Origin of the sequence: Gordonia sp. NPDC003585 (genome assembly GCF_040610755.1) — a bacterium.
Taxonomy (GTDB): domain Bacteria; phylum Actinomycetota; class Actinomycetes; order Mycobacteriales; family Mycobacteriaceae; genus Gordonia.
On record NZ_JBEXMX010000060.1, the window covers coordinates 21,699 to 32,859 of the forward strand.

The following is an 11,161-nucleotide window of genomic DNA, read 5'->3' on the forward strand; positions in this document are numbered from 1 at the left end:
CCCGGTTGCGATCAGTCCGGTTGCAAACGTGGCTGCGCCTTGGCTGCCGGTAGAAACTGACCGGCGACCTGACAGCAGCCGAAAGGACACCCGGTGACCGCGACCGTCCCCAACTCCGAGCAATCCGTCGACCCGCAAACTCGCGCCGGCCATTCCGACGCGGAACTCGACGCGATCTTTGGGCCGATCTTCGCCCGGATTGCCGACGGCGCGGTGCAGCGCGAGGACGATCGTGCGCTCGCCTACACCGAGGCCGGCTGGCTGCGCGAGGCCAAGTTCGGTGCGCTACGGGTGCCCACGGAGTTCGGCGGGTACGGTGCGTCCGTCCGGCAGCTGTTCCGGCTGCTCATCGACCTGGCGGCGGCGGAATCCAATCTGCCGCAGGCGCTTCGAGTGCACTGGTCCTTTGTCGAGGACCAGCTGCTCGCCGAGGCCGGCGACGAACGCGAGCAGTGGCTGCGGGCCGTGGCCGACGGCAAGCTGGTGGGCAATGCCATCACCGAACCGGGAATCGGCGCGATCGACCGCTACCAGACCGCCCTCACCCCCGACGGTGCGCGCTGGAAGCTCAGCGGCACAAAGTATTACAGCACCGGGAGCCTGTACTCCGACTACATTCTGGTGGCTGCGGACAAGGATGGCGAGCGGGTGTCGGTCCTTGTCGACGCGAATGCCGAGGGCGTGACCCAGCACGACGACTGGGACGGCTTCGGTCAGCGTCTGACGGCAAGTGGCACTACCGAGTTCAATGCCGTTGCAGTGTCCGATGATCGGGTTCTGGGGCCGGGCTACGGTGGGGCGGGTCGCACCTATGCGACGTCGTACCTGCAGCTCGTCCAGCTCGCGGTGCTCGCCGGCATCGCGCAGCGCGCCACCGACGACGTCGCCGAGTGGGTGCGCAACCGCACCAGAACCTTCACCCACGCTCCGGCGGATCTGCCTCGTGAGGATCCGCTCGTCCAGCAGGTGATCGGACGCGCGGCAGGCGCTGCCTACGCGGCCCGCACCCTGGTGCTCGACATCGCCGGCCAACTCGACGTGCTGCTGGACGCGGGCGGCGAGGACACCGCGCTTCTCGATCGGGTGGAGTTCGACGTCGCGCGGGCGCAGAGTGTCGTCATTCCGCTTGTTCTCGACGCGGTGACCCAGCTGTTCGAGGTCGGTGGCGCATCGATCACCTCAGAGCGGCTGCGATTCGACCGGCACTGGCGCAATGCGCGCACCATCTCTGCGCACAACCCGTTGATCTACAAGCTGCAGTCGGTCGGCGACCACGTCCTCAACGGCTCCGACCTCCCGTACGCCTGGAGCGCCGGCAAGCGGTGAGCGCAAGCATTCTTGGTGGCACCCGCGCTGGTCAGGTCAGCCACTCCCGCGTGTAGACGTCCTGCCACCGGACGGTCACATTGCGACGAGCGTGCGCGCTGAGCTCGTCTCCGATGGTGTCGGCCAAGACGCCGTCGACCACGTCGCGTACCTCGTCGGACAACGTCGGCAAATCGTCCCCGTAGCGGGCGATCAGTCCGATCCGGACCCCGGTCACCGCGACGCCTTCGCCATCGACCGACGCGAACACCACCAGTCGACCGAGCGCACGTCGAACACGGATCGCGATGAGCTGCTTGACAACTCGGTCGCTCACCGCGATGGCCGCGTCGTCGGTGGCAAGAGTGCGTGCAGGTCGCAGGGTCCGGCCGAGTCCGGAGGAGATGGACGCGATCAGACGAGCGATGTCGCTCTGTGGTTCGTCGATCTGACGGCCGGCCTCGACGAGCCAGGCGTCGGTGTCGTCGTTGTCGGCGTCGACATAGATGTCACTGCTCATCGTGTCCTCCCTTCGGATCGTCGGTGTTTGCATGGTTGATCGTGCCGGGCGATCCGCGCGGTGGTTTCCATGGAGCAAGCCGCGTGGACAGGAACTTGCGACTCCTCTGCAAATGCCCGCGGACCGAACCGTTGCTGAGTTGCAGCACCTTGGCAATCTCGGTGGTGCTGAGTCCCTCGACCTCGCGAAGCCACCAGGCCGCGCGGGACGTGGCCGGCAGGTTGGGCAACTCGGCGCGGAGTGCCTCGATCAGAGTCAACCGCTCGACTTCGTCGGCGGGCAGTGGTTCGGTCGCGGCCAGATCGACGAACTGCTCGTCGTCGGTGGGGACTTCGTGTCGGCGTCGACGATGGTCCACCGTCTTGCGGTGCGCGATACCGAACATCCAGGTCCGGAACGAACTGCGAAACTCGAAGTCCGGTAGCCCTTTCCATGCTGCAAGCAGGGTCTCCTGCGCCAGATCCTCGGCCAGTTGTGGATCACTGACCATGCGACGCAGATACCGGAGCAGGCCGGGCGACATCCGCGTCACCAGGATGCCGAACGCCTCGGAATCGCCGACGGACGCTGCGCCGGCAAGTTCGTCGTCGCTCATGTCCGACAGAATCAGCACTTCGGTGTGATCTAGATCACGCGAATTTGGTCGTGCGCTTTTCGTCTTCACTACGACTGACTTTATACAAGCGCAAAACGTCGAACGAAGGGGTTGAGGTGTCCGACCGCTCAGCACACGTCGAGGCAACTGCCACCGATGGCACCGACGAGGGATCCGCCGCCACACCGACCCCATCGGGGGAGAAGGGCGCGGGCAAGGGGCTCGCACTTGCCCGTCGTGACGAGGCCGCTGCCGGTGACCGGGGAAGAACCTCGATCGCCGACACGGTGGTCGCCAAGATCGCTGGCATCGCGACCCGCGAGATCGATGGCGTCCACGATGTCGGTGGCGCCACCGAACGGGTGGTGGGGAAGGTGCGCGATGTGCTCCCAGGAACGTCGGTGAGCACAACGCAGGGCATCAACGTCGAGGTGGGGGAAAGGCAAGCCGCCGTCGATGTCTCGATCGTCGCCGACTACGGCGTCGCCATCCATCGACTCGCCGCCGCGATCCGGCGCAACGTCATCAGTGCCATCGAGCAGATGACGGGCCTGGAGGTCACCGAGGTGAACGTCACCGTCCACGACATCAGTTTCGGTGACGACGACAGTGGTTCGGAAACACCCCGAGTCCAGTGATCACCGACGAGACCGATGCGGCGGCGGGTTCCGCGGCGCAGCGCGTCGCGGACGCGGTGCGCGACGTGCCGGGCGTGACCGGGCTGCACGCCGGGCTCTTCGGTGAGGTCGCCACCTACCTGCCCGGCGGTCGGGTCAGCGGGGTGGCGCTCGGTGACGACTCCGGTGAGGTACACATCGTGGTCGACATCGACCACGACCTTCGGACGGTCGCGGCCGCCGCCCGCGCGGCCGGTGAACAGATCGTCGGATATCCGCTGAACGTCACCGTCGAAGACATCTCCACCCCGGATAACTCCACTCCAGACAACTCCACTCCAGACAACTCCATGGACGATGCGGGCAACAGTCTGTCCGCAGCACCAGAGGCGCGAAGGTGAAAGTCGATGATCAACAACGCAACATTGGGCTTGTTCGCAGGTCTGCTCCTCGCCATTGCCGCCACCACGGGCGGCTTCGGCGGCTTTGTGCTCGCGGTGCTTCTCGGGGCGGTCGGGCTGACGCTGGGACTGCAGCGCGACGGCGTGGTCGATCTCGGAGCGCTCCTGCGGAGCCGCAACCGTGGCTGAATCGGTGACCGTCGAGCGGTGCGTCGACGACGTGAATCCCGCGTCGGATGCCTTGACGGCGCCGGCCGTGGACGATCCCCGTGGCGCACTCGTCATCGCGAACCGGGTGGGCGAGAAGATCGCGGTGCGAGCGGCTCTCGCGGTCGACGGGGTGATCGAATACCAGGGGGTGGTCGGGTCGCTGCTGTCCGGCAGCGGCCCGGGACGGGCGATTGTCGGCGCCGATTACCCGCATGCGCGGGTCGACGACATGTCGGAGTCGGCGCCTCGGGTGTCGGTGACGGTGGCGCTGAGGTGGCCGTGCGCGATCACCGACGTGTGTGTCGAGGTTCGCGCGCACGTCGCGGACGAGTTGGCCCGGCTCACCGGGATTCGACCGTCGCGCGTGGATGTGACGGTGGCGCAGATCGTCTCGCGAGAGTCTTCCAGCCAGAACAAATCCGGGTTCGTCGACCTTCCGTCGCCACCTGACGACCCCGACGACACCCAGGGGCACGCAGATGACCAGTGACACAGGGGTTTCACCGACCCCGAGCCACCCCAAACCTGCCGTTGCCAAGACGGCAGACATCGGTGCGGGCAAGGTCTTCGTGCCCGCCGCGACACCGGGCGCGGCGATGGTCGGACTGTTCGCCGGAATCGCGCTCATCGGACTCGCGGTGGTTGCGGTCCGAGATCTGCTCGTCTATCTCGGTTGGCTCGACGGCGCGGGGTGGCTGCACAGCGCGGCGCAATGGCTTGCCGACATCGAATGGTGGGAGTGGATGTGGCCGGCCGCGATCGCGCTCGTGGTCGTCGGTCTGTGGATGCTGTGGGTCGCGGTCAAACCGCGTCGGCGTACACACATATCGCTGGTCGGATACGAGGTTCTGTGGACTCGGCGCGGCGATGTCGCGCGTCGGTGCAGCGCGGTGGTCGGTGATCTTCCGGGTGTCGAGAACGCCACGACGGTGGTTGGACGGCGTCGCGCCAAGGTCACGGTCACCACACACGGCAACACTGTCGATCGGGCCGAGATCGCGCGCGTCGTCGACGCAGTGCTCGACGGGGTGGAGCCGCATATGACATCAAAGGTGCGGCTCGTCCGCCGTGGAGGTGAGGACGCATGAATCGCATACCTGCTGTGTGGCATCGCATCACGGTCGGCATCGTCGGCCTGGCTTGCCTGGCGGTCGGGGTCGGTGCGATCTGTTGGCGCACCGGTGTGGAACCGGTTGCCGGATGGATCGAAGAGATCGATCCGGGCGCACCACTCTCGTTCAGCGAGACGAACGCCTGGCCGTGGGTGCTGGTGGCAATCGCAGTGATCGCCGTCGTGTGGGGATGGCGTCTGGTCACCTCGATGATCCGGCCCGGAAAGGTCGACGATCTGATTCTCGACGGCAGCGGCAGCAGCGGAAGCCTTGTCGTCGCGCCCAAACTCATCGCGTCCGCGGTGGCCGACGATCTCGCAAGGCACCCGATGTTCGACACGGTGACGGTTCGTGCGACAGATGACCGGTCGCGCAAGATGATCCGACTGGTCGTCAGCGCACGTCCGACGCGCTCCTACGACGAAATCGCGGGGGTGGTCGGCGACGCCGTCGAGGACATCCGGGCCGCAGTGGACGGGTCGGACCTCCATGTGCAGGCGCTTGTGCATTTGGAGCAGCCGCGGCACTGAGCATCAATGGGATAGCGTGACGCGCATGCAGCGACTGGCATTCGCCGATGCGATGTCGTATTGGATCTCGGCGGCCATCCCGAATGATCAGTTCCTGGTGTATTGCTTTGCCGAGACCGGACTTTCGATGACCGCCCTCGCCGACCAACTGTACGCGCGGGCGTCGCGGATTCCGGACCTCAATCTGTGCATCATGGACCTGCCGGGCACGGTCGACCGTCCGTACTGGATCGCTGCGACGGCCGACCGAACACAGATCCGGGTGCACGAGCAGGTCCGGACGTGGCCCGAATGTCTCGCGCGCCTCGGCGAACTGATCGCCGACCAGGTGACGGCCACGGATGCGCCATGGCGACTGCATCTGTTCGGTCCGCTCGTTGGTGTCCCGCGTTCGGATTCGGCCGGTGTGGTCGTGGTGCTACAGATCGCACACGCGCTCGGCGACGGCCGGGTGACCTCGCAGATCGCTCGACAGTTGCTCGCGTCACCGGCCGATCATGATGCTCGAATGAGCCAGACCGGGTCGTCGGGCGGCGAAGTGCGCAGGATCGGAGCGTCGGTCCTGGGTCTCGCGCGGATACCCATGCAGGTCACCGAAATGTTCTGGCGAGGCATGCACGCCTACCGATTGGCGTCGGACGAGCCATCCGTCATCGGAGGCGGCGGCTTTGTCCCGACCGCACTCAACCGTCCATCCGGCGCGGATCGCAGCATGCGAGTGATCGTGGTCGACCGGGAAAAGCTCACGGGGCCAAGAGACTCAATTGGCGCAGCACCATTGAGCGTCACGGTGGCGGCACTCACCGCGATCTCCGTGGCGTTGCCGGCGTACCTGGGTGAATCCGAGGGCGCTCTCGGCGTCGAACTCACGGTTGGCGGTTCTGGAGATGCGCACGCGCGAAACAATTTTCGGAACGTCGGGATCGACTTGCGTGTCGACGTAGGCGATGTCGCCGAGCGGTCCCGGCTTATTGCCGATGCGGTGGCCGCGGCCAGGCGGGCGAGTATGACTCCGGCGCGTGCCGCGGCGCGCCGAGCGTCGGAATCGACACCGGCAGCGCTGACACATTGGGGCGTCAGGCAATTCGACATCACCAGACCGCCCGCGTCGGTCACCGGAGTCACCGTGGTGTCATCGGTTGATCGTGGCCCCGACGACCTGATCCTCGGACATGGCCGGGTGCTGTTCAGCACCGGATTCCCCGCGCTGTCGCCGGCCCAGGGACTCACGCACGGCGTGCACGGACTCGGTGACGCGGTGGCGATCTCGGTCACCACCTCACCCGAGGTGATGCCCGACGTCGATCGCTACGTCGGGTTGCTCACCGCTGCGATCGGTGCAGTCGGGCGGGGTGCGGTTCGCGACCACCGGTGAGGCAGCATTGTTGTCTCACCAGGGCTTATACCTGCGTTCCTCGCACCAGCCATCGGGAGGGGTCGGCGCGCATTTCAGGAGCGCGGGTACCCGTTCCGGTCGCTGGGTGGGCTGTCGCCGTTGCCGGTGCCGCCGGACCCGCCGGGAGTTCCCGAACCCTTTGTGCGGGTGAGGCGTTTGGGCAGGCGGTCGGCGAGGCCGCCGAGCGGCGCGACTGTTTGGTTGAGCAGGTCGACGGTGTCGCCGAGCTCGTGGACGGTTTCCTGCATGGCGAGCAGGGTGGGTGCGAGCTGACCTATCACCTCGGTGAGTTCGGTGATCCGATCCAGCGGGCCGCCGGGTGCGATCGCCCGCTCCACGGCTCCGCCTTCGCCGACGAGCTGGTCGAGCAGGCCGCCGTCGTCGGCGAGCCGGTCGAGAACGCCGCCCGGTGCGGTCACCTTCTCCAGCACACCGTCGGGGGCTGTCAGCTTGTCGACGATCCCACCCTCGGAGGTCAGTCGTTCAAGGATGCCCTCGTTCTCGGTGAACTGATCGACCACACCGCCTTGGCGGGTGAGCCGATCCAGCGGCCCGTCCTTGGCGGTGAGCCGGACCAGGATGCCGCCGTCCTCGGCCATCTGATCCAGCAGCCCCCCGGTTTCGGTCAGCTTCTCGAGCAGGCCATCTTTGGCGGTCAGACGATCGATCACCCCGTTGGGATTGAGTAGACGCTCGAGCGGTCCACCGGTGGCCAGGATTCGTCCGAAGGGACGGTCGGGGCCGAGGAGTTCGGCCAGCTGACTCAACAGCGCAAGCGGCGTCCGAGCACTCCCCAGCTCGTCGCCCTCCATGCCGATCGCTTGGCTGACCTCGTGCTGCACGCTGTTCGCGGTGATGCGGGCGATGGTCACCGCGGATTCGGCTGCGGTGAGCACCACGCCCGTGATCGCGAAACCCAGACGGAACGGCACTTCGACGACTGCACGCCCGGCGTCGGGGGCAGCGCGGACCGGAGTGTTGTCCGGCTGGTTCGGGTTCATGAACCCGACCCTAGTGGCTTGCGATGGTCATCTGCGAGTACTTGGGGTGTCAGCGGTCTGTCGTCAGCTCTCTGTGGTCAACCATCTGCGGCCGCCTTGGCCCGGGCCTTCGCGGCCTTCTTGAAGTCACGGACCTTTTGCAGCGACTCTGGGTCGGTCACATCGGCCACCGACCGATAGCCCTTCTTGCCGTAATCGCCGACGACCTTGGTCCACCCCGGTGGAGCGACGCCGAGCTGCTTGGCCAGCAACGCGGTGAAGATCTTCGCCTTCTGTTCGCCGAATCCAGGCAGTGCGTTGACGCGTGCCAGCAGGTCGGCGCCGGTTTTCGCCTCGGTCCAGATCCGGGACGTGTCGCCGTCGTACTCGTCGACGACGACGCGCGCGAGCGCCTGGACACGTCCGGCCATCGACCGTCCGTAGCGGTGGATTGCCGGCGGGGTGGCGCACAGGTCGGCGAACGCCTCGGGGTCGGCGTCGGCGATCGCGACCGGATCCATGGTGCCGAACCGCTCCCGGATCTTCGCGGGACCAGCGAAGGCTCGTTCCATCGGAAACTGCTGGTCCAGCAACATTCCGGTCAGCAGCGCGAACGGATCGCTCGACAGCAGTTCGTCGGACTTCTCGTCCTGGGCAATCTGCAATTTGGCCATGCTTCGAGTCTGGCAGAACCGCGTGTATCGCGGCAGGGCGCATCGCCGACGCCAACCGGGTCGTCTGCCCCAATTCGCCGTGGATGGCCGATCGCCCTTCTAGACTGACCGCATGATCAACGGGGTGGAGAAGATGCGCGGTGGGCGACGAAAGTCGGCTGTGGCGGTGGTGATCGGGCTTTTCGTCGCCCTGACCTCGACGATCGGGGTCGGTTCGGCGAGTGCGATCCCGGAATACACCGAGCCCAATTTCGTCACGACACTGAAGTGCGGTAGCGCGAACCCCTGGCCGCTGGGCCCGCTGCCGGTGCGCGTCGACGTGTACAACCAGATCCGGTTCCCGGCAGACGGTCTGCCTGGTCCTGCGATCTCGCTCATCGGCTACAGCCTCACCCGTCCGCAAGCGTTGGAGTACACGGCCGTGGTCAAGGTGACCTGGCGAAACCTGCAGTCCGGTCGCACGGGTTCGGTGACGGTGCCCGGCCGCGCACCGTCGGTGCGGTGGCAAGCAGATCTTCACCCCGGTTCGGGTCCGGTGGCGTTCACGATCCACCAGACGATCGGTGCGATGGCCTTTGTTCCGATGGTCAACCCCAAGAAGTCCACCTGCAGCGGTCGCGCCACCGCCTGAGGTTGTGCCGACGCGGAGTCACGTCGCCGAAACGCGCGGCCCCGATCTCCGGTTTGTTCGCACCGCGTATGGGTAGCCTGGGTTTGTTGCGCCCCTCCGGTCGTGGAGAGGCCCGGACTGCGAACGGCGAGGTCGACGCCATGTCTGAATCTCATCAGCGCGAGGTTGCCGAACAGCGCACGGCAAAGGTCATCGGGGTCAGCGTCGCCGCGGCCGTCGGTGGCTTCCTGTTCGGCTTCGACAGTTCCGTCGTCAACGGAGCGGTCGATTCCATCGAGGACACCTTCGGCCTGAACAGCTTCTTCACCGGCTTCGCGGTTGCTGTCGCGTTGCTCGGATGTGCAGTCGGCGCGTGGTTCGCGGGACGGCTTGCCGACGTGTGGGGACGCAAACGTGTAATGCTGCTCGGCGCAGTCCTTTTCGTGATCTCCGCGATCGGTACCTGCTTCACCGTGACGGTGTGGGATCTGCTCCTGTGGCGCGTGATGGGCGGTATCGGTATCGGTATCGCGTCCGTGATCGCGCCCGCTTACATCTCGGAAATCGCGCCCGCGCGTTTCCGCGGAGCCCTGGCATCCATGCAGCAGCTTGCCATCACTCTCGGCATCTTCGCGGCGTTGTTGTCCGACGCCCTGCTGGCCGACGCTGCGGGCTCGGCCTCCAACGAGTTGTGGTTCGGGCTCGAGGCGTGGCGGTGGATGTTCCTCGTCGGCGTGATCCCGGCGCTGGTGTACGGCTTACTGGCACTGACGATTCCGGAGTCGCCGCGCTACCTCGTCGGTCGCAACCGCGACGAGGAGGCCGCGCGGATCCTGCAGGAGGTGACCGGTGAACCGCATCCGCTCGAACGGGTCAAGCAGATCAAACTGACCGTTCGGCGGGAGTCGAAGGCCTCGATCACCGACATCCGCGGCCATTCCTTCGGACTTCACCCACTGGTGTGGATCGGCATCTGGTTGGCCATCTTCCAGCAGTTCGTCGGCATCAACGCGATCTTCTACTATTCGACCACGCTGTGGCAGTCCGTGGGATTCAGCGAAAGCGCATCCTTCCAGACCTCGGTCATCACCGCGATCATCAACGTCGCGATGACCTTTGTGGCGATCCTGTTCGTCGACCGCATCGGACGCAAGAAACTCCTGCTCGCCGGATCGGTGGGCATGTTCGTCGGGCTGCTGATGGCCTGTATCGCGTTCACGCAGGCCACCTACAAGCAATCGGGCAGCGTCGGTGACGTGATGTGCGAGGCCGGCAACACCACCAAAGAGTGTCTGACCCTTGACGATCCGTGGGGCATCGTTGCACTCATCGGAGCCAACCTGTTCGTCGTGTTCTTCGCCGCGACGTGGGGCCCGGTGATGTGGGTGATGCTCGGCGAGATGTTCCCCAACCGCATTCGCGGCGTTGCCCTTGGTGTCTGCACCGCGGTCAACTGGATCGCCAACTTCACCATCTCCATGCTGTTCCCGCCGGCATCGGAGCACCTGGGATTGGGCGTGGTATACGGATTCTTCGCCTTCTGTTCGGCCGCGTCGTTTTTCTTCGTGTTGCGCAGGGTTCAGGAGACCAAGGGGATGGAACTCGAAGAGATGGACGGTGTCGCCGACCGGCTGTCGGCGGCCGTGCCTCGTCCCGCCACCTGATCGGCTAGTCGCGCGAAAGCTTGTCGAGACCGCTCACCAGCAACGCTTGCGCCGCGAAATAGGTTGCCAGAACCCAGACTTCGGCGGCCGTGCGCACGCGCTGATCCGTGATCAGGTGACGACGATTGAGGATCGTCAGATCCGACGCCAGGAACAACCACCCGCCGATACGCATGCGTGGTTGCGGATTCTTGACATCGGCAGCCAACGCCGACATCAACGCCAAGCTTTGACCATAGGGCCCGAGGACGGTCAACAGGCGCGGCCGATGAACTGCCATGACCACCGCCGACTCGGTCAGGATGGCCAGCCGAGGCGCCAGCAGGCGTGCCGTGGGTCGCGCCCCGGCGCGGAGCATCGCCGCGGCATAGCTCAACTGTGCTGCCCCGAAAACGCTTGCGCCCCAGCGCAGATATCGGTCCTTGGCATCCTGGTCGGTCTCGAACTCCTCGAGCAGCATCAGACGGTCGCCCGCCGCCGACGCCGCCACGATCGCGGTGAGCAGCGCGGTGTCCAGGGGTGTGCGGCGTCGATACCCGGCGGCGAC

Annotated in this window: 15 protein-coding genes; 10 read left to right on the forward strand and 5 right to left on the reverse strand. The window is 66.0% G+C overall.

Features of this window, described 5'->3' with window-relative positions; all coding sequences use genetic code 11:
• The first annotated feature begins 93 nt into the window (after nt 1-93).
• Entirely contained in the window at nt 94-1,326 is a 1,233-nt protein-coding gene (locus ABZW74_RS16525; protein WP_355277621.1) for an acyl-CoA dehydrogenase family protein, read from the forward strand.
• 31 nt (nt 1,327-1,357) lie between these two features.
• Here ABZW74_RS16525 and ABZW74_RS16530 read toward each other — a convergent pair whose 3' ends face one another.
• Nucleotides 1,358-1,825 (reverse strand): hypothetical protein, encoded by a 468-nt coding sequence (locus ABZW74_RS16530; RefSeq protein ID WP_240859077.1) that lies wholly within the window; start codon nt 1,823-1,825, stop codon nt 1,358-1,360.
• Nucleotides 1,815-2,420 carry a sigma-70 family RNA polymerase sigma factor gene (locus tag ABZW74_RS16535; protein ID WP_355277624.1) on the reverse strand — a complete coding sequence of 202 codons (606 nt, stop codon included), beginning with the start codon at nt 2,418-2,420 and terminating at the stop codon, nt 1,815-1,817. Before ABZW74_RS16535 ends, ABZW74_RS16530 begins: the two co-directional genes overlap by 11 nt.
• A 116-nt stretch (nt 2,421-2,536) precedes the next feature.
• On the opposite strand from ABZW74_RS16535, the gene ABZW74_RS16540 reads away from it, so the two are divergent.
• From ABZW74_RS16540 to ABZW74_RS16570, 7 genes are read left to right on the forward strand one after another with little or no spacing between them, the layout of a single operon-like run.
• Nucleotides 2,537-3,058: an Asp23/Gls24 family envelope stress response protein gene (locus ABZW74_RS16540; RefSeq protein ID WP_240859081.1), complete on the forward strand. Its 522-nt coding sequence runs from the start codon at nt 2,537-2,539 to the stop codon at nt 3,056-3,058.
• Nucleotides 3,055-3,438, forward strand: coding sequence for a hypothetical protein (locus ABZW74_RS16545; protein ID WP_240859083.1), 384 nt, complete (start codon nt 3,055-3,057; stop codon nt 3,436-3,438). Before ABZW74_RS16540 ends, ABZW74_RS16545 begins: the two co-directional genes overlap by 4 nt.
• A 6-nt stretch (nt 3,439-3,444) precedes the next feature.
• Nucleotides 3,445-3,627: a DUF2273 domain-containing protein gene (locus ABZW74_RS16550; RefSeq protein WP_240859085.1), complete on the forward strand. Its 183-nt coding sequence runs from the start codon at nt 3,445-3,447 to the stop codon at nt 3,625-3,627.
• Complete coding sequence (locus ABZW74_RS16555) at nt 3,620-4,138, forward strand: Asp23/Gls24 family envelope stress response protein (RefSeq protein WP_355277628.1); 519 nt, start codon at nt 3,620-3,622, stop codon at nt 4,136-4,138. Before ABZW74_RS16550 ends, ABZW74_RS16555 begins: the two co-directional genes overlap by 8 nt.
• A complete protein-coding gene (locus ABZW74_RS16560) occupies nt 4,128-4,736 on the forward strand; it encodes a DUF6286 domain-containing protein (protein ID WP_240859091.1) in 609 nt (202 codons plus the stop codon). Before ABZW74_RS16555 ends, ABZW74_RS16560 begins: the two co-directional genes overlap by 11 nt.
• Nucleotides 4,733-5,290 (forward strand): hypothetical protein, encoded by a 558-nt coding sequence (locus ABZW74_RS16565; RefSeq protein WP_355277630.1) that lies wholly within the window; start codon nt 4,733-4,735, stop codon nt 5,288-5,290. Before ABZW74_RS16560 ends, ABZW74_RS16565 begins: the two co-directional genes overlap by 4 nt.
• 25 nt (nt 5,291-5,315) lie before the next feature.
• Complete coding sequence (locus ABZW74_RS16570; protein ID WP_355277633.1) at nt 5,316-6,665, forward strand: WS/DGAT domain-containing protein; 1,350 nt, start codon at nt 5,316-5,318, stop codon at nt 6,663-6,665.
• 74 nt (nt 6,666-6,739) lie between these two features.
• Here the strand turns inward: ABZW74_RS16570 and ABZW74_RS16575 are convergent, their stop codons facing one another.
• Together ABZW74_RS16575 and ABZW74_RS16580 are read right to left on the reverse strand one after the other, a co-directional pair.
• Nucleotides 6,740-7,687 carry a hypothetical protein gene (locus tag ABZW74_RS16575; protein ID WP_240859096.1) on the reverse strand — a complete coding sequence of 316 codons (948 nt, stop codon included), beginning with the start codon at nt 7,685-7,687 and terminating at the stop codon, nt 6,740-6,742.
• 77 nt (nt 7,688-7,764) lie between these two features.
• The gene (locus tag ABZW74_RS16580) at nt 7,765-8,340 is read right to left on the reverse strand and encodes an HhH-GPD-type base excision DNA repair protein (protein WP_240859098.1); all 576 of its coding nucleotides are present in this window, start codon (nt 8,338-8,340) and stop codon (nt 7,765-7,767) included.
• A gap of 112 nt (nt 8,341-8,452) precedes the next feature.
• Here ABZW74_RS16580 and ABZW74_RS16585 point away from each other — a divergent pair, with 112 nt between their 5' ends.
• Both ABZW74_RS16585 and ABZW74_RS16590 read left to right on the forward strand, forming a co-directional pair.
• Nucleotides 8,453-8,971 carry a hypothetical protein gene (locus tag ABZW74_RS16585; protein ID WP_240859100.1) on the forward strand — a complete coding sequence of 173 codons (519 nt, stop codon included), beginning with the start codon at nt 8,453-8,455 and terminating at the stop codon, nt 8,969-8,971.
• 140 nt (nt 8,972-9,111) lie between these two features.
• Nucleotides 9,112-10,614 carry a sugar porter family MFS transporter gene (locus ABZW74_RS16590; protein WP_355277638.1) on the forward strand — a complete coding sequence of 501 codons (1,503 nt, stop codon included), beginning with the start codon at nt 9,112-9,114 and terminating at the stop codon, nt 10,612-10,614.
• 4 nt (nt 10,615-10,618) lie between these two features.
• Here the strand turns inward: ABZW74_RS16590 and ABZW74_RS16595 are convergent.
• Nucleotides 10,619-11,161, reverse strand: a 543-nt coding sequence (locus ABZW74_RS16595; RefSeq protein ID WP_355277640.1) for a lysoplasmalogenase family protein, incomplete at its 5' end; no start/stop codon positions are given.

Bases quoted from the DNA above. Each gene is read 5' to 3' on its own strand.
- ABZW74_RS16580 (WP_240859098.1), bottom strand. From the start codon at position 8,340: ATGGCCAAATTGCAGATTGCCCAGGACGAGAAGTCCGACGAACTGCTG.
- ABZW74_RS16585 (WP_240859100.1), top strand. From the start codon at position 8,453: ATGATCAACGGGGTGGAGAAGATGCGCGGTGGGCGACGAAAGTCGGCT.
- ABZW74_RS16565 (WP_355277630.1), top strand. From the start codon at position 4,733: ATGAATCGCATACCTGCTGTGTGGCATCGCATCACGGTCGGCATCGTC.
- ABZW74_RS16575 (WP_240859096.1), bottom strand. From the start codon at position 7,687: ATGAACCCGAACCAGCCGGACAACACTCCGGTCCGCGCTGCCCCCGAC.
- ABZW74_RS16560 (WP_240859091.1), top strand. From the start codon at position 4,128: ATGACCAGTGACACAGGGGTTTCACCGACCCCGAGCCACCCCAAACCT.
- ABZW74_RS16535 (WP_355277624.1), bottom strand. From the start codon at position 2,420: ATGAGCGACGACGAACTTGCCGGCGCAGCGTCCGTCGGCGATTCCGAG.
- ABZW74_RS16570 (WP_355277633.1), top strand. From the start codon at position 5,316: ATGCAGCGACTGGCATTCGCCGATGCGATGTCGTATTGGATCTCGGCG.
- ABZW74_RS16530 (WP_240859077.1), bottom strand. From the start codon at position 1,825: ATGAGCAGTGACATCTATGTCGACGCCGACAACGACGACACCGACGCC.
- ABZW74_RS16550 (WP_240859085.1), top strand. From the start codon at position 3,445: ATGATCAACAACGCAACATTGGGCTTGTTCGCAGGTCTGCTCCTCGCC.
- ABZW74_RS16590 (WP_355277638.1), top strand. From the start codon at position 9,112: ATGTCTGAATCTCATCAGCGCGAGGTTGCCGAACAGCGCACGGCAAAG.